At 74.7% G+C, this 17,074-nt stretch carries 14 protein-coding genes and 1 tRNA gene; 10 read left to right on the top strand and 5 right to left on the bottom strand.

Annotated elements, in window-relative coordinates; genetic code table 11:
* Positions 1 to 254: 254 nt before the first annotated feature.
* From ACZ6TD_RS29695 to ACZ6TD_RS29665, 7 genes are all read left to right on the top strand, one after another.
* The gene (locus tag ACZ6TD_RS29695) at positions 255 to 1,280 is read left to right on the top strand and encodes a phosphatase PAP2 family protein (RefSeq protein ID WP_471343085.1); all 1,026 of its coding nucleotides are present in this window, start codon (positions 255 to 257) and stop codon (positions 1,278 to 1,280) included.
* A gap of 31 nt (positions 1,281 to 1,311) precedes the next feature.
* Complete coding sequence (locus ACZ6TD_RS29690) at positions 1,312 to 2,451, top strand: hypothetical protein (RefSeq protein ID WP_471343083.1); 1,140 nt, start codon at positions 1,312 to 1,314, stop codon at positions 2,449 to 2,451.
* Positions 2,442 to 4,076, top strand: a complete 1,635-nt coding sequence (locus tag ACZ6TD_RS29685; RefSeq protein WP_471343081.1) for a hypothetical protein — start codon at positions 2,442 to 2,444, stop codon at positions 4,074 to 4,076. The genes ACZ6TD_RS29690 and ACZ6TD_RS29685 overlap by 10 nt, the downstream gene beginning before the upstream one ends.
* Positions 4,076 to 5,458, top strand: a complete 1,383-nt coding sequence (locus ACZ6TD_RS29680) for an AAA family ATPase (protein ID WP_471358147.1) — start codon at positions 4,076 to 4,078, stop codon at positions 5,456 to 5,458. Before ACZ6TD_RS29685 ends, ACZ6TD_RS29680 begins: the two co-directional genes overlap by 1 nt.
* 269 nt (positions 5,459 to 5,727) lie before the next feature.
* Complete coding sequence (locus ACZ6TD_RS29675) at positions 5,728 to 6,093, top strand: hypothetical protein (RefSeq protein ID WP_020871076.1); 366 nt, start codon at positions 5,728 to 5,730, stop codon at positions 6,091 to 6,093.
* A gap of 114 nt (positions 6,094 to 6,207) precedes the next feature.
* Positions 6,208 to 6,879 carry a bifunctional DNA primase/polymerase gene (locus ACZ6TD_RS29670; protein WP_471343080.1) on the top strand — a complete coding sequence of 224 codons (672 nt, stop codon included), beginning with the start codon at positions 6,208 to 6,210 and terminating at the stop codon, positions 6,877 to 6,879.
* Between the two features lie 56 nt (positions 6,880 to 6,935).
* Positions 6,936 to 7,009: transfer RNA gene (locus tag ACZ6TD_RS29665), tRNA-Lys, on the top strand.
* A 78-nt stretch (positions 7,010 to 7,087) separates the two neighbouring features.
* On the opposite strand, the gene ACZ6TD_RS29660 is transcribed toward ACZ6TD_RS29665, so the two are convergent.
* From ACZ6TD_RS29660 to ACZ6TD_RS29640, 5 genes are all read right to left on the bottom strand, one after another.
* Entirely contained in the window at positions 7,088 to 8,374 is a 1,287-nt protein-coding gene (locus ACZ6TD_RS29660) for a nucleotide disphospho-sugar-binding domain-containing protein (RefSeq protein WP_471343079.1), read from the bottom strand.
* A 91-nt stretch (positions 8,375 to 8,465) separates the two neighbouring features.
* Entirely contained in the window at positions 8,466 to 9,230 is a 765-nt protein-coding gene (locus ACZ6TD_RS29655; protein WP_471343078.1) for an SDR family NAD(P)-dependent oxidoreductase, read from the bottom strand.
* 103 nt (positions 9,231 to 9,333) lie between these two features.
* Positions 9,334 to 10,284 carry a GlxA family transcriptional regulator gene (locus tag ACZ6TD_RS29650; protein ID WP_471343077.1) on the bottom strand — a complete coding sequence of 317 codons (951 nt, stop codon included), beginning with the start codon at positions 10,282 to 10,284 and terminating at the stop codon, positions 9,334 to 9,336.
* A 92-nt stretch (positions 10,285 to 10,376) separates the two neighbouring features.
* Positions 10,377 to 11,612 (bottom strand): FAD-dependent monooxygenase, encoded by a 1,236-nt coding sequence (locus ACZ6TD_RS29645; RefSeq protein ID WP_471343076.1) that lies wholly within the window; start codon positions 11,610 to 11,612, stop codon positions 10,377 to 10,379.
* A 344-nt stretch (positions 11,613 to 11,956) separates the two neighbouring features.
* Positions 11,957 to 12,781, bottom strand: coding sequence for an AfsR/SARP family transcriptional regulator (locus ACZ6TD_RS29640; RefSeq protein ID WP_037953152.1), 825 nt, complete (start codon positions 12,779 to 12,781; stop codon positions 11,957 to 11,959).
* A gap of 183 nt (positions 12,782 to 12,964) precedes the next feature.
* Between ACZ6TD_RS29640 and ACZ6TD_RS29635 the strand changes: the two genes are divergently transcribed.
* The 3 genes from ACZ6TD_RS29635 (at position 12,965) to ACZ6TD_RS29625 (ending at position 17,054) form a co-directional block, all read left to right on the top strand.
* Positions 12,965 to 13,300 carry a hypothetical protein gene (locus tag ACZ6TD_RS29635; RefSeq protein WP_471343074.1) on the top strand — a complete coding sequence of 112 codons (336 nt, stop codon included), beginning with the start codon at positions 12,965 to 12,967 and terminating at the stop codon, positions 13,298 to 13,300.
* Positions 13,301 to 13,307: 7 nt separating this feature from the next.
* Positions 13,308 to 15,695, top strand: a complete 2,388-nt coding sequence (locus tag ACZ6TD_RS29630) for a TOMM precursor leader peptide-binding protein (RefSeq protein WP_471343073.1) — start codon at positions 13,308 to 13,310, stop codon at positions 15,693 to 15,695.
* A 138-nt stretch (positions 15,696 to 15,833) separates the two neighbouring features.
* Entirely contained in the window at positions 15,834 to 17,054 is a 1,221-nt protein-coding gene (locus ACZ6TD_RS29625; protein WP_471343072.1) for a sensor histidine kinase, read from the top strand.
* Positions 17,055 to 17,074 lie beyond the last annotated feature (20 nt).

The following is a 17,074-nucleotide window of genomic DNA, read 5'->3' as shown; positions in this document are numbered from 1 at the left end:
ACGTCGCTGCCTGCGGTTTCGTGCACATCACGGGACCGGCACATGGCCGATCGCCATCCCTCCATCATCGCGCACGTGATCGACAGGCAACCTCCGGGTCACTCCTGGCGTCTTCCAGGCTGCGCGCGAGCCCGCCAGGGGGTTCCGACAGTGGGCGCGCACGCGGACGGGGGCGGTGCGTGGGTCGCTTCGCCTACACCGTACGGTTGACCGCGCGCCTTTTTCTGGCCGCCTGAACTTTGGAGAGCGTCCGAATGCCCCACACCGTGCCCCGTGCCGGAGCAGCACAGGGCAGTCGGCCCCGTTGGTGGACCGAACTGCCGCTCATAGCGGTGGTGTACGCCGCGTACTCGGCCGGTCGGCTCCTGGCCCGCGGCGATGTGTCCACCGCCGTCGATCACGGTCTGGCGATCCTCCATTTCGAACAGCGGCTGAACATCGACTTCGAGTCGCCGCTGAACGACCTCTTCACGGCCAACGCGCTCATAGGCATACCGGCGGACTTCGCCTACGCCTCGCTGCACTACGTCCTCACCCCGGCCATCCTGATGTGGCTGTGGAAGCGCCGTAAGGCGTCGGACTACCGCTTTCTCCGCACCTGGCTGCTGGTCTCCACGGTCATCGGGCTCATCGGCTTCACGCTGCTGCCGACGTGCCCGCCGCGGCTCCTGGACGCGAGCCACGGCTTCGTGGACACCATGGCGCAGTACGGCTCGTACGGCTGGTGGGGCGGCGACGCCAGCGCACCGCGCGGGCTCGGCGGGCTGACCAACCAGTACGCGGCGATGCCCAGCCTCCATGTGGGGTGGGCGCTGTGGTGCGGCCTCGCCCTGTGGCGGCACGGACGCTCGGTGTGGACCAAGGTCGTCGCGGTCGCCTATCCGCTGGCGATCACGCTCGTGGTGATGGGCACCGCCAACCACTACTTCCTGGACGCCGCCGCCGGAGCCGCCACCATGGGGCTCGGGGCGCTGCTGGCGAGCCCGGCGCTGCGGCTCACGGACGCCCTGCGCACCCGCCTGCGCCCGGCCCAGGAGGCCCCCGTCGCCCCCCGAAACGCGGGTGTGCCCGCGAATGTCGGTGACAAGTGCGAGACTTCGGCGCGTGAACGGGAACGGATCCCCCGACAGCAGGGCAGGGGCGCGGACAGGCAACGCACCGACGGTGCCGCGGACGACGGCGGCCGGGGAGCCGGTGCCGGTACCGGCGGCCGAGGCGCCACGGCCACGGGCGGCGCGGCCCCCGCGGCAGGCGACGGGGCTCCGGCAGCGGCTCGCTGAGCTGCGCGGCCCGGCCACCGCTCCCCGTCCGATGGACGCCCGAGCGCTGGCGGCGCTGGCCGCCAACCCGGGCTGCCGCCGCCGCGCGCTGCTGGACGGGGCCGGGGTCGACAAGGGCGCGCTGGCGCAGGCCCTGGGGGCTCCCGCGAACTTCGGGCAGTCGCAGTTCGCGCATCAGCGCGGCAACTCCTTCGAGGCCCGGGTCAAGGCCGACGGCGGCGCGGACCTGGTGCGACTGCTGCACGAGCGGCTGCGCGACGGCTCGGAGCCGCCCGGCCCCGGCGCCGTCGCGACCCCCGATCTGACCGCGCCCGGACCGCAGGGCCGCACGGCCCGTACGGCGCTCGCGCTGCGGGAGGCCACGGAGGCGGGGCGCTGGGCGCTGCTGGACCATCCGATGGTGAGCCTGGACGTCGCGGGCTCGCCCGCCTTCCTGGAGCCGGACGCGGTCGTGGTGCACCCCGACGGGTCGTGGACGGTTGTCGAGATCAAGTCCTTCCCGATGGTGGACGGCTCCGCCGACCCGGCCAAGGTGGGCGCGGCCGCCCGGCAGTCGGCGGTCTACACGCTGGCGCTGGAGCGGGTGGCGTCGATGATCGGCGAGCCGGAGGAAGGCGGCGGAGACGCGACGGAGACGGCCTCGGCACCCCCGGCCCGGGTGCGGCATCAGGTGCTGCTCGTCTGCCCCAAGGACTTCTCCAACCTGCCGACCGCCGAACTGGTCGATGTGCGCAAGCAGCTGGCGGTCACCCGGCGGCAGCTGGACCGGCTGACCCGGATCGAGGAGATCGCCGCCGCCCTCCCCGAGGGCACCACCTTCGACCTCCGGCTCACCGACCACGGCCGGGTCCCGACCCGGCCGGTCGAGGAGCTCACGGCCGCCGTGGACGCGGTGGACGCGGCGTACGCCCCGGAGTGCCTGTCCACGTGCGAGCTGGCCGCCCACTGCCGGACGCGGTCCCGCGCGGCGGGACAGGTCGAGGCGCTGGGCCGTGGCGTCCGGGGCGAGCTGGGCGGGCTCACCACCGTGGACGCCGTCCTTACGGCCGCCATGGAAGGCCCCGCCGACGAGGCCCCCACCGGTGACCCCGCCGTGGACGCCCTGCGCCGCGCGGCGGCCCTGCGCGCCGAGGCGCTCGCCTCCCGCCCCGAGGCGGTGGCATGTCGCTGATCACCACCCTGGCCCGGATGGAGGCGGTCCGCGAGGGGCGGGCGCAGCCCCTGACCACCGTGCGCCACCGCCATCTGTCGGAGCGTCCACTGGCGTTCGTCCCGCTCACCACCGCCGGTGAGGCGGGGGCGCCGCTCGGGGCGCTGGTGGGCACCGACCGGGACGCGCCGCGGCTGCTGATCGTGGCCCAGCCGCGCGACCGCGACCTGCGGTTCGCGTTCCTCGCCGAGCTCGCGGAGGAGATCCAGCCGTATCTGGACTCGTACGCGGACGAGGTCGAGCTGGAGGAGCGCAAGGAGACCGATCCGGAGACCGGTAAGAAGGTGCCGGTCCAGGTCGAGCTCTGTCAGGACGCGCCGCAGCTGCTGGTGCCCAGCGCCGCGGGCGTGGCGTTCGTCCGGCTGCTGGGCCGGTCGATGCGGTTCCGGCGGACCGCCGAGCAGGACCCGGAGACCCCCTTCCCGGCGCCCGCCCGGGTACCGCTGCTGGGGCGCTGGCTGACCCACTACGGGGAGCGGGCGCGGGTGCCCGGCTCCTGTCTGCTGCTGTCGCTCACCGAGCTGCTGAGCCGTCACTGGGCGACCGGGCAGAGCAATCTGGAGGATCAGCACCTGGGCTCGCTGCTGGCCTGGATCGACCCCCCGGAGGGCGTGCCGGGTGCGGAGGCGGCGCTGCGGGCGGAGTCGGAGCGGGACGAGGACGGCCTGCTGCGCTGCCCGCCCGCCGGCCCGGCCACCGACCCCGCCTTCGACAACAAGCTGCTGGCCCCGGCGATGTCCCGCTACGACGCGGCGCGTGCCGAGGCGTCACAGGGCGTGGCCGGGGGCGAGGCGCGGCTGCGGCTCGCCGAGGCGCAGCTGCGCGGGCTGATCGCGTCACAGCTCCGGCCCACCTGGGACGCGCTGTGGCGCGGGGTGGATCTGCTGCGCGCCCTCCCGGAGGGCGCGCGGGTGGCCGACCGCTGGAAGCGGGACCGCTGGTCCTACACCGGCCACCGGGACCGGGTCCGGGCCGGGGAGCCACCGCAGCCCAAGCTGGACGACGCGGTGACGGCGGCGCAGAAGCTCGCCGCGCGCGAGACCGCGCAGGCCCAGCTGGACGCCCATGAGGCGCTGGACGATCCGCTGGTCATGGCGGGGCGGCGACTGGCCGGCGAGGCGTTCGCGGGCGAGGTGATCGATGTGGAGATGGCCTGGTCGGACGCGAAGGTGCCGCGTCCGCGCCCGCTGGTCACGATCCGCACCGAGGACCGTCCGCACCTGGCCGAGCGGGTCAAGCTGCACCGGGTCACGGACGACGGCAGGGCGCAGAGCGGGGAGTTCGCCGGCCTCGCGGACATGGACGGTGCCGACGGGTCCGACGAGGCCGATGCCGTGGAGGGCCCGGCCCGTGCGCTGGTGGTGCGGCTGACCGGCGGGATGGGCCGGGGCAAGCAGCCCGAGCCGGGCACGGTGCCCGAGAAGGGCGACCGGGTGTGCTGGACGCTGTTCGAGCACGCCCCGCGCGGCGGCCCCGAGCTGCCCGACCCGGAGAGCACCCCATGGACCCACGGCGGCCCGCCGGACGCCGCCGCCCCGGCCCAGGGACCCCAGCCCGACCCGATGACCGAGGAGGACTATCTGTGATCGGCGCGGACCCGGCCGCCGCCGCGGCCCACCCGGGCCGTGCCCGCGCGGGCGAGCCGTTCGACCCGTCGGCCGCCGCGGCGCGCGCCACCGAGGCGATCCTGCACGACACCCTGCACGGGGCGGACCGCGGCGTCGTCGTCGACTCCCCGCCCGGCGCGGGCAAGTCGACGCTGGTGGTGCGGGCGGCGCGGGAGCTGGCCGCCGCCGGGCGGCCGCTGATGGTGGTCGCGCAGACCAACGCCCAGGTGGACGATCTGGTGGACCGGCTGGCCACGGCGGACCCCGATCTCCCGGTGGGGCGGCTGCACAGCAGCGATCCGCATCCGTACGACCCGGTGCTCGACGGTCATGCGTCGGTCCGCACCTCCGCGAAGATCGCCGACCTCGCCGGGCTCGGCATCGTCGTGTCCACGGCCGCGAAGTGGGCGCACATCAAAAACGTCGAGCCGTGGCGGCACGCGATCGTGGACGAGGCGTACCAGATGCGCTCCGACGCGCTGCTGGCGGTCGCCGGGCTGTTCGAGCGGGCGCTGTTCGTGGGCGACCCGGGGCAGCTGGACCCGTTCAGCGTGGTGGGCGCCGACCAGTGGGCGGGGCTGTCGTACGACCCGTCGGCGAGCGCGGTCACCACCCTGCTCGCCCACAATCCACGGCTTCCGCAGCACCGGCTGCCGGTGTCCTGGCGGCTGCCCGCCTCGGCCGCGCCGCTGGTCTCGCACGCGTTCTACCCGTACACGCCGTTCCGCAGCGGCACCGGCCACGGCGAGCGGCGGCTGAGCTTCGGGGTGGCCTCCGACGGTTCGGGCCCTGACCGGGTGCTGGACGAGGCCGCCGCGTCCGGCTGGGGGCTGCTGGAGCTGCCCGCCCGGCGCACCCCGCGCACCGACCCGGAGGCGGTGGCGGCCGTGGCCCAGGTGGTGCGGCGGCTGCTGGACCGGGGCGCGGTGGCGGTCAGCGAGCGGTCCGACGAGCCGCAGCCGGTCGCGGCGGACCGGATCGCGGTGGGCACGGCGCACCGGGACCAGGCGGCGGCGGTCCGGGCGGCGCTGGCGGGCCTCGGGATCTCCGGCGTCACCGTCGACACCGCCAATCGCCTCCAAGGGCGTGAGTTCGATGTCACGGTCGTGCTGCACCCGCTGTCGGGGCGGCCGGACGCCACGGCCTTCCACCTGGAGACGGGGCGACTGTGCGTGCTGGCGTCGCGGCACCGGCAGGCGTGTGTGGTGGTGTGCCGGGCGGGGGTGGCCGAGCTGCTGGACGAGCACCCCTCCACTGAGCCGGTGCAACTGGGCGTCACGGTGAAGTTCCCTGATGGCTGGGAGGCCAATCACGCGGTGCTGGCGCACCTGTCCGAGCACCGGGTGGCATGGCGACCGTAAGGGCGTGAGGGCGTGTCTCGGGCGGGCGTGAGAGCGTGTCGCCGAGGACCGTAAGGGCGCGTTCCCGGCGCCCGTAAGGGCGGCGCGCTCCGGTGGCCGTACGGTGCGTCACCGGGGTGTGAGGTGCGGCCATGGTTCAGGGGGCGGTGGGGTGGGGAGAGACCCCAGGTCGGCGGCGTACGGCGGGGACGCCCTTGCCCTACGCGCGACAATGGAGACGGCAAGACCCGCGAACCGTACGTGTCTCACGAGCCAGGAGGAGAGATCACATGCCCGAGCCGGATTCGGCTCACGGCCGGCACGGCTCCGCGCCCCGGCGGCTGAAACCCGCGCCCCTGCTCTTCGAACCGGCCGCCGCCGCGTCGGACGAGGCGCACTTCTTCGACCTGGAGTCGATCGAAGACCCGCGTGAGCTGCTGTCCCGCTCGACGGAGCTGGTGCTGGCGTTCCGCGCCGCGACGGACCGGGCCATGGAGTTCCAGGCGATGGCGGCCGCGCAGCTCGCCGACCCGCGGCGGTTCGATCGGCTGACCCCCGCCGTGATCGCCGAGCGTGCCGAGTGGACCGAGGACTACGCCAAGAAGATGGTCGAGTTCGGTCGTGAGCTGATGCGGGGCGGCGAGGTGCTGGACTGACGGCTGGCGTGAGCCCGGGGCATATGCGGGCGGAAGGTACCCGATACCGCCATCCGATGTCCCGGTTTCGTCTCATCTCTCTACACCGTCATCGCTGACGGTAAAGGTGGAAACATGAGCAGATCGCCGCAGGACTCACTTCACACCGCCGCCTTCGTCACCCCGGCGGGCGCGGACTGGCTCGCCTCGGCCAGCGCCTCCCCACGCGGTGTGCAGGCCCTGTGGGCCGCGGCCCCGACGGCCCCGGTGACGCTGCCGTGCGGCACGGCGTTCGACGTGATCAGCATGGACGCGCTCTTCGGCCGCCGGGTGGTGAGCCGGTTATGGACCGACGGCCCCGGCACCGGGCCGGTCGCGGCCCAGGGCGGCCGGGTCATGCTCTTCGCCACCCCGGGGACCGCCCAGCGGCTGCCCGCGCTGCTCGGCTGGGAGGAGTGGGGCGCGGCCGCTCCCCCGCTGCTCTGCTACGGCCGGGGCGACGCGGTGACCGTGCCGCCGCTGTTCCCGCCGGACCCCGGCCCACAGGAGGCGGCGCCCCTGGAGCGCGACGCCCCGGAGTCCGGCGCCGGCGAGCCCGGCGCCCGGGAGTCCCGGGCCCCGGAGTCCGGAACCCGGGAGTCCGCCCCGATGCCGTCGCCGCGCTGGCTGGTCGCGCCCGATGTCCGCAGCCCCTGGCTGCCCGGCCCCGAGGTGCTGCTGTGGGCGTGTGTGAGGGCGGCCCGCGCCGCCGGTGGTGATCTTGTAAGCACGGCTGTGACCAGCGCACCCGCCGCCTTTCCGGGCTGAAACTTATCGATTTTCGCTCCGTGGCGTCCGGGTGCTAAGGTCTCCTACGTCAGCAGGCGCCGCTAGCTCAGTTGGTTAGAGCAGCTGACTCTTAATCAGCGGGTCCGGGGTTCGAGTCCCTGGCGGCGCACAGACAGTGAAAGGCCCCTCACTCCGGTGAGGGGCCTTTCGCGTGGCCCGGTGACACGGGTCGCGCGTGACGGCGAACTCACACCGCCGGGCCCGCGAGCCGGGTGACCGCCTTCACCGCCTTGTCCGGGCCGGGCATCGCGAGCGCCTCCCGGCGCAGGGCGTGCGCCGCCGCCGCGTACGAGGGCTGCTCCAGCAGCGCGAACAGATCCAGGGCCAGCCGGGCGCCCGCCGCCCGCGCCCCGGGCCGGGTGGTGTCGAGGGCGTCGGCGGGCAGATACATCCCGGCGCCCGCCCGGGCCAGCCGCTCCCCGTTGAGCTGGTGCTCCAGGCGGGGCGCGACGACCAGCTGCGGCACCCCGGCCATGGCGGCGGCCAGCACCGCCGTGCCCCCGCCCTGGTGGAGCAGGGCCCGGCAGCCCGGCAGCACCCGGTGCAGCGGCCCGGCGGGCGGCCGCCCCTCGGCGGCGCTTCCGACCCGGACGACCTCCACGCCCCGTGCCTCGGCGGCCCACAGTGCGGCCCGTACGGCGTCCGGCGGGCCGCCGGCGTCGTCCCACGCCGCGCACACCCGCACCGGCCCGGAGCGCCTGGGGCCGCCGCCGGGCCCGCGGCGCCCGCTCGACGCGGCGGCGTGGCGCCCGGGGTGCCCCAGGTGCTCGTGGCGCCCGGGGTGCGCCCCGGCGCGGCGGGCCTCGTACGGCGACGGCGTCTCATCCGGCGACGTCCCGTCGTGCGGCAGGAAGCGCACCGGCAGCCGCCGCGCCCGCGAGGGCAGTGCGAGGCTCGGCGGGCAGGGGTCGAGCCACAGGTCGGGCTCGCGCGCCGGGTCGGCGCCGTAGCGCCGCATCAGCCGGGCGTAGCCGGGCAGCGGCGGGCCTTCCAGCCGCTGCCGGTCCAGCCGCAGGACGGCCGCGCTCCCCCAGAGCTGGCCGACCGCGGGCACCCCAAGCGCCCCCGCGGCCACCGTGCCCGCGTACGCGCCCGCGTCGTGCACCACCAGTTCCGGCTGCCAGCAGCGGGCGAACGCCACCAGGCCCTGGGCCATCGCCTCGGCGATCCGCACCTGCCGGTCGCCGCACGCGCGCAGCACGCCGTGCTGCTCCGGGGTGAGCGCGGCGGGCCGCACCGGCCAGTCCGTGGGCCAGATGCCGCGCGGGCGGCGCGCCGCGTCCGGCGCCCTGACCACCGCCATGGGCAGGGCGCCGATCTGCACCGGCACCAGGCCGGTGCGGGCGACGGCCGCCGCACACTCCGACGGCACCGCGACCCGCACCTGGTGCCCGGCCTCGAGCAGGGCGCGGGCCAGCGGCACCATGGGGACGAGATGGGCACCCGAGGCCCAGGTCGTGAACAGGACGCGCACGGTCACCTCCCGCAGAGGTCGAGCCGGCCGGACCGACCCGTCCGGCCGATGGACATGACACCGAGCCGACCCCTCGCACCCCTCGGCGGGCTCAGCGGCGCCCCGCGAGCGTCAGCGTCTCGCCGGTGATCGCGCCGTTGGCCGCCGAGCACAGGAAGACGAGAGCGCGGGCGATGTCCTCGGGGGTGCTCGTGGGTCCCTCGGGGGTCATGGGGCCCCCGAGGGCGGTGGGGCCCTCGGGGTCAGTCGGCGGCCGATCGGGTGGGGTGGGCCCGGGGCACACGGCGTTGATCAGCACTCCATCCCCGCCCACCTCGCCCACCAGACCGCGGACCAGACCCCGCAGCCCGGCCCGCGCGACCTCGTGGAACTCCCCAGCCGGGCCGCCGTCCGGCGCGTGCGCCGGGCTCACCAGCGCGATCCGGCCCCAGCCGCGCTTCCGCATCCCGGCCACGGCCCACTGGACGGTGCGGATCGCGGGCGCGAAGGCGTCGGCGACCAGCGGCCGCCAGTGCTCCTCCGGGACGTCCTCGAACCGGGCGTGCGGCTCGCGCCGCGCGCCCCTTAGCCGGGCGGCCGCCACCAGCACGTCCAGCCCGCCCCAGTGCTCCTGCACGGCGGCCACGACCCAGCGCGGCGACGCGGCGTCGTCCAGGGCGTACGGCACGGCGAAGGCCCTGCCCCGGTCCGGTCCGGACAGCTCGGCGGCCAGCGCCTCGGCGGCCTCGCGGCGGTGCCGGAAGGCGAGCGCGACCCGGGCGCCCTGCGCCGCGAAGGCGCGTGCGGCGGCGCTGCCGATGGCCCCGGTGGCCCCGGTGACCAGGACCGTGCGCCCCTCCAGGCCGAGGTCCAACATGGGCGCTCCTCGCGGTCGTTCCCACTGAGAAGGCCATGGTCGCCGCCATGACTCGAGCCCGCCTCGACCCGTGCCCGAGCCCGTCCGGGGCCTCGCTCGGCGGCTATCCGGCGTTTCGCTGGAAGGCGGAGCGATAGCTGTGCGGGCTGGTGCCGACGACGCGCTTGAAGCGGTCACGGAAAGAGGTGGGCGAGCCGAACCCGACCTGTGCGGCGATGCGCTCGACGGGGTGGGTGGTGGCCTCCAGCAGATACTGCGCCTGGCGGATCCGGGCGCGGTGCAGCCACTGCAGCGGGGTGGTCCCGGTGTGCTCCCGGAAGCGGCGGTTGAGGGTGCGGGTGCTCATGCCGACGTGGGCGGCGATCTCGTTGAGGGTGAGGTCCCGTCCGGCGTTGTCCTCCATCCACCGCAGCAGGTGTTCGAACAGCGATCCGCGCGGCACGGGCGGCTGGTCGTGGACGATGAACTGGGCCTGTCCGCCCTCCCGTTCCAGGGGCATCACGGACAGCCGGGCGGCGTCGGCGGCCACGGCGGAGCCATGGTCGCGCCGGATGATGTGCAGACACAGGTCGAGCCCGGCCGCGGCCCCCGCCGAGGTGAGGAACTGGCCGTTGTCCACATAGAGCACATCCGGGTCGACCTGGATCTTCGGATGGAGCTCGGCGAGCAGCGCGCCGCCGAGCCAGTGCGTGGTGGCGCGGAGTCCGTCGAGCAGCCCGGTGGCGGCGAGGACGAAGGCCCCGGAGCAGATCGAGGCGATACGGGTGCCCCGCCCGGCCGCGTCCCGCAGCGCCTCGACCACCTCGTCGGGGAGCGGGAGCAGGGGGTCACTGCGGCCGGGCACCACGATGGTGTCGGCCTCGGCGAGCGCCTCGAGCCCGTACGGAGCCTGGAGGGCGAACACCCCGGCGTCGACGGCGGGGGCGGGGGCACAGACCCGGACCCGGTAGGGCTCCCGGCCGTCCGGCAGCCGGGTGCGGGTGAACACCTCGATCGGGGTGGCCAGATCAAAGGCGATGACCTGGTCCAGCGCCAGGATCACGACAGTGTGCATGGCCTCAACCTAGGCCGTACCGGGCATGACGCCAACGGCGGGGTGGCGAGAAGCCGGTGTGGGAATGGTTTCCAGCCATCGCGCTCGGGAGGTCAGGTACGGCCGCACACCCCGGCGTCGGCGATACGGATCGAGGGGTTGCCGTAGGCCATGCGCTGGAGGATCTTGCGATAGAGCGGCGTACGGCGCAGCGCCCGCGCGAGGCGGGGGCGCACCCGGGTGGTGAACGCGCCCTGCGAGAGGATCGCCCGGCTCTGCAGCGTCTGCATCCGCATCACCGCCGCGATATCGGGCCCGCGCCGCCGCTCGAACTCCGCCAGCCGCTCGGCGCTGGTGTCGCCCTCGGCCAGGGCGCGGGCCAGCAGGGGGTGCAGCACCACCGCGTCCTGCACCGCGAGGTTGATGCCCTGGGCGCCGATCGGGCTGTGGGTGTGGGCGGCGTCGCCGATCAGCACCAGCCCGTCGGCCACCCACCGCTCGGCACGTGCGGAGAAGACGTCGAGCACACCGAGGTCGGCCGGGGTGCGGACCTGATCGCGGATCAGCGCGGCGTACCGCGGCACGGCGCGCATCAGCCGCTCCTTGACGTGGTCGAGGCCGAGAGCGGCGATATGGCCGTAGCGCCGGTGCGGCAGGGTCCAGCCGATCTGGATCCGGTTCGGCCAGGAGCCGTAGACCAGCACCGGGCCGCCGCCGGTGCGGTACACCCGCACATCGCGGACCGGCGGCTCTCCCGGGGGCACGACGAGGGTGCACCACAGCACGTCCTGGGCGAACGCGTCGGCGCGGCCCGCTCCGATGCCGGCCAGCCGCCGGATCCGCGAGAACCGGCCGTCCGCGCCGACCACGACCCGGGCCCGTACGGCACAGCGGCCCGGCGGGCCTTCGGCGATGACCCCGCCGATCCGCCCCTCCCGCCGCAGCAGCGCCCCGGCCCGCCGCCCGGGCAGATAGCGGAAGCCGGGCGAGCGGCGGCAGCGGGCGAGGAGCTCGTCCAGCAGATGGGGGCGCGGCACGCTCAACAGGTGGTCGTACGGGGCCGGAAGCAGCCGGTAGTCGGCCTCCAGCAGCACCCGCTCGCCCTCGATCACCAGGAACCGGTGGTGCTCATGGGCGCCGCGGGCGCGTGCGCCGGCGAGCACATCGAGCGCGTCCAACAGCTCCATCGCGCCGGGCTGGAGTATTTCGCCGCGGACCACGCGCTGATGCGCGCGGGCGCACTCCACCACGGTCACCCGAGCCCCCGACCGCAGCATCAGCAGCGCCAGCACCAGACCGGCCGGGCCGCCCCCGACCACGCACACATCGGTGTCGATCTCGCGCATCATCGCGCCTCCTGCTGGTCGGGCTCAGGGGCCAGGGCTTCAGGCCATGGGCATCGGGCATCGGGCGCCTGTGACAGCCCCTGGACGCGCTACGGCTCCGCTTGCCCGCGCGGGGGGATCGGGCAGCGGAGCCGTAGCAGGCCCGGCTGAAGGGCGGCGCCGGGCGCTTTGGGGGGATGGTTCACCGGACGGGGACGGCTGGTACGGGACCTACGGGACTCCGGACGGGGGCGGGGCGGTATCAGGGACGTCGGGGATCTCGGGACTCCGCTCTGCGGGGGGGCTGGCGGCTGCGGGCTGGGGAGTCGAGGGCCAGGGCTGAGGGCTGGGGGGCCGTCGGCCGGGGGCTATGCGGCGAACAGATCGAGCACCGGGCGGCGCCAGTGGCCGTCCAGGTCCAGATCGAGCGCCGGATCGGAGGCGAGCACCGCCTGCTGGAGCTTCTGCAGCCGCGGCGACGGCTCCAGCCCGAGGTCCTCCACCAGTCTGGCGCGCAGCCCCTGGTAGACCTCCAGCGCCTGCCAGGGGCGGCCCGCGCGGTAGAGCGCGGCCATGCACTGGGCGTGCAGCCCCTCGTGCAGCGGATGGCGGGCGGTCAGCTCGGTGAGCTCCGTGAGCAGCTCGGCATGGCGGCCCAGCCGCAGATCGGCCTCGATTCGGCGCTCCAGGACGCCGAGCCGGCTCTCCTCCAGGCGGGCCAACTCGATCTCCAGGACCGGCCCGACCTTCACATCCACCAGCGCGGGACCGCGCCAGACGGCCAGCGCCTCGCGCAGCAGCAGGGAAGCCTGGACATCGTCCCCGGCGTCCAGCGCGTCCCGCCCCGCGGCCACCAGCCGGTCGTACTCATGGATGTCCACCGCGCCCGGCTGGGCCTCCAGCACATATCCGCCGTACCGCGTGGCGAGCACGTCCTTGGAAGCCTGCGGGGCCTGTGGGCCATAGGCCGCGGCCAACCTGCGGCGCAGCTGAAGGATGTAGGTCTGCAAAGTGGTGAGCGCGCTGCGCGGCATCTGCGTGCCCCAGATTTCCTCCATAAGAGTGGGCACCGGGAGCATCTGGTTGGCGTAGACGGAAAGCAGTGCAAGGATCTGGCGCGGCTTGCCCGCGCTGGGCACGATCGACTGACCGCACGCCTCGACGCTCAGCGGCCCCAACACCTTGATGTCCATGGTCGTGTACCTCCGTCAACGGTCCGTCAAGTGCCTCCTGGCCGCGCGGCCCTGCCACCGAGGCATCTAAGAGCCTCGCTTGTGGGCGGCCTGTGCGGCCAGTGTCGGAGTAACGAGCTCGATATGAGTTCCAGAGCCTCGCACCATGACAAATTCACACCCCCGGCGATGAGAGAGTCCGCGATGACCGATACGCCCGTCCCATATGAGCCCGCGAGCCCCGCCGCCCTGGCTCGTCCCGCCGAGAACACCGAGGTCACCGGGGTCACCGACGTCACTGAGGTCACCGAGGCCACAGAGGCCGCCAAGGCCACCGAGGTCACCGAGGTCACCGAGGTCACCGAGGTCACCGGGATCGTCCAGATCACCGAGCGCGCCAACGCCGCCGGGACCGCCAAGACCGCCGCCGCCGTTCGTCCGCCCGTCGAGGACGACGACCTGGTCATCGAGGACCTCTCCGACGCCGCCTGGCCCATGCCCGCACCCGGCATCTGCATCTGCACCGTCGGCGCCGAATGACCGGGCAATGACCGGCGAACTGGGCTTCACACCACATCTGCGGGTCGAGCCGGTGCCGGGCGAGGCCGTCTATCTCGTTTCCGAGCACGGGGTCACGGCGCTGCACGGGCGGGCGATCGCCGCGCTGGCGCCGCTGCTCGACGGGTCGCGGGACCTCGCCCACATCCTCACCGAGGCCGCCGCGCCCGGCCGCGCCGCGGGCCCGCCCGGAGCGGTCCCGGCCGGGCAGGCCGAACGCGTCATCGCCCGTCTCCGCGCGGCCGGGCTGGTCTCCGAGCGGGAGCGCGACTGGACCCCCGAGGAGGCGTACTGGGAGCTGGCCGGGCTGGGCACGGGCGGCTCCGCCCCGGCCCCCACGCCCGCGTCCGCCCGCCCCGCCGTGGCCCCGCTGGTCCTCGGCTCGACCGACCCGGACGAGGTGGTCCGGGCGCTGCGCGTCGCGGGGCTGAGGACCGTGGAGGGCGAGGCGGCGGACCCGAGGTCCGTGAACGCGGAGGCGGCGGACGGCGATCCGACGGCATCGGGGGCCAGTAGCCCTCGCCGAGAGATATGTCAAATCGCCTTCCGTCAACATGACGCCGCAGAACTCACCCTTGTGGTGTGCGATGACTACCTCGATCCCCGGCTCGCCGCCGTGGACGCCGCGCACCGCGCCGCCGGCCGTCGCTGGCTGCCCGTCAAACCGGTGGGCACCCAGGCGTGGCTGGGCCCGTTCCTCGGCGCCCCCGACGATCCGTGCTGGGTCTGTCTGGCCGACCGGCTGTGGCGCGGACGGCAGGCCGAGGCGTATCTCCAGCGCCGGCTCGGCCGCCCCGGACCCGTGCCGCGACCACCCGCCTCCCTGCCCGCGAGCCGCGCCGCCGCGCTCCAGCTCACCGCCCTGGAGGCCGCCAAGTGGCTGGCCGGGCACCGGCACCCGGGCCAGCGGGAGCTGCGCACCCTGGACAGCCTCACCGCCACCGTGGACCGCCATCCGCTCTCCCGCCGCCCGCAGTGCGCCGGCTGCGGCGATCCGGCGCTGGTCTCGGCCCGGATACGGGCGCCCCTGTCGCTGCCCTCGCCACGGGAGCCACGGACCGGAACCGATACCGCTGCCGACACCTCTCCGCGCGGGATCATGGAGCGCTACGGACATCTGGTGGACCCCGTCACCGGGCTGGTCACCGAGATCCGGCGCGATCCGCGCGGCCCCGCCGTCCTCAACTGCTTCCACGCCCGCCACCCTTCGTACGCCGGAGCGGGCCCCCACAGCGGCCTGGACGCCGTAAGGGCCGGGCTGCGGGCCGCCGCCCACGGTAAGGGCCGCACGGCCGAACAGGCGCGGGCGAGCGCGCTGTGCGAGGCCCTGGAGCACTACAGCGGCCATTTCCAGGGCGACGAGCCGCGTCAGCGCGCCCGCTACCGCGATCTGTGCCCGGACGACGCGGTGCACCCGGACACCGTCCAGCTCTTCGACCCGCGCCAGTTCCGGGACCCCGCCCTCCCCGCGCGCCACCGCGTCCCAGATCCGTTCGACGAGGACGCGGAGCTGGACTGGACCCCGGTGTGGTCACTCACCGCCGAGCGCCACCGGCTGCTGCCCACCGCGCTGCTGTACTACGGCGCCCCGCAGCCCCCGGGCCGCCGCTGCTGCCGGGCGGACTCCAACGGCGCGGCGGCGGGCGGCACCCTCGCCGACGCCGTCGTACGGGGCTTCCTGGAGCTGGTGGAGCGGGACGCGGTCGCCCTGTGGTGGTACAACCGCACCCGTCAGCCCGCCGTGGCCCTGGACGCCTTCGACGACCCGTGGCTGGCCGAAGTGCGCGCCGCCCACCGGGGCGTGCGGCGCGAGGTGTGGGCCCTGGACCTCACCACGGACTTCGGCATCCCGGTGGTCGCCGCGCTCTCCCGGCGGCTCGACAAGCCCGCCGAGGACATCACCTTCGGCTTCGGCGCCCACTTCGACCGGCACACCGCGCTGTGCCACGCCTTCGCCGAGCTGAACCAGATGCTTCCGGCGGTGGTCGAGGCCCGTGCCGACGGCGGGGGTTACGGCGCCGCCGAGCCCGAGGCGCTGCGCTGGTTCCGTACCGCGACCCTCGCCGATCACCCGTATCTGGCCCCCGATCCGGCCGCCGTACCGCCCCCGGGGATATCCGGCCCCCCGGAGCTCCCGGAGGGCGGCGCGCCGGCCACCGTAAGGGAGTTGGTGCGCGGGCGCGGGATGGAACTGCTGGTGCTGGACCAGACCCGGCCGGATGTGGGGCTGCCGGTGGCCAAGGTGCTGGTGCCCGGAATGCGCCCGCACTGGGCCCGGTTCGCGCCCGGCCGGCTCTTCGACGCCCCCGTGGCGCTCGGCCGGCTGCCGGGGCCCACGCCCTACGCGGACCTCAACCCGATTCCGTTTTTCCTGTGATCCCCCGTGATATCCAGTAACTCTGCGTACACCATGAGCCTTCCACAGGGCCTCTCCACCCCCGGTGAAGATCGGATACTCTCGGGCAAGCCACCCAATCCGGCCCGACCATCCGGAGGACGAGTGCAGGGGAGTCTCTTGCCCGACGATGCCGGGAATCATCCACCGCGCCACCAGGACGGTCTGGCACCGCGTCTGGCCGTGGTCATCACGGTCCTCGTGCTGGTGGGGTACTTCGCCGTGGCCGTCACCTACGTGGTCGACGGCAATCGTTCGGGCAGGTCGGTCGACGCGGCGATGCTCGGTCTCGCGCTGCTGCCGATGACCATGCTGCTCTGCCTCCAGCTGCTGCACTCCTTCCCCGGCCTCGCGCCCCGGCTCAGCGGTGCGCGGCGCTGGACGCTGGCGCTCCAGGCGGTGCTGACCTTCGCCCCCTTCGCCGTCTTCAAGCACGCCTGGCTGGGCATGCCGGGCTTCCTGGCCGGCTCCTCGCTGCTGGTGCTGGTCCCGGCGCTGGCGTGGCCGGCGTTCGCGGCCATCCTGCTGTGCACGGACGTGCTGCTGTTCCAGGTGGGCTTCGGCTGGGGTCAGGTCGCGTACACCACGGTCTCCACCGCGCTGACCGGGCTGGTGGTCTTCGGGCTCTCGCGGCTGTCCGGGCTGGTCGCCGAGGTGTCCCGGTCCCGGGCGGAGCTGGCCCGGCTGGCGGTCGCCCAGGAGCGGCTGCGGTTCTCCCGGGACGTGCACGATCTGCTGGGCTACAGCCTGTCCACGATCACCCTCAAATGCGAGCTGGTGCACCGGCTGGTGCCCCGGCAGAACTCCCGCGCCCACCAGGAGCTCTCGGAGATCCTGCAGACCTCCCGTCAGGCCCTCGCCGACGTACGGGAGGTGGCCAGCGGCTACCGCAAGATGTCGCTGTCGGCGGAGGCGGCGACGGCCCGTTCGATGCTGGCCGCGGCGGGCATCAGCGCCACGGCCGAGATCGACTGCGGACCGCTGCCGGAGCTGGTGGACACGGTGCTGGCGAGCGTGTTGCGCGAGGGGCTGACCAATGTGCTGCGCCACAGCAAGGCCGACCACTGCGCGGTCGAGGCGCGGCGCAGCGGGCACCGGGTGTCGCTGACCCTCGTCAACGACGGGGTGGGCCGGCCGTCCACCATCCTGCGCGCCGACAGCTCGGACGGCGGCAGCGGCATCGGCAACCTGCGGGTGCGGGTGGAGAACCTCGGCGGGCGGCTGCGCGCGGGCGTACGGTCGGACGGCTGGTTCGAGTTACGGGCCGAGCTGGATGTGTCCGTGGACGCGCCGCCGCGGAGCGGCCGGGAGTACGGCCCGGGGCCGACCGTGACGGCGTAGCGGGGCCTGAACGGCGTGAG

The organism is Streptomyces yongxingensis (assembly GCF_055597465.1).
Note: the sequence above shows the minus strand (reverse complement) of the source record. Positions and strands in the feature narration are given on the sequence as shown.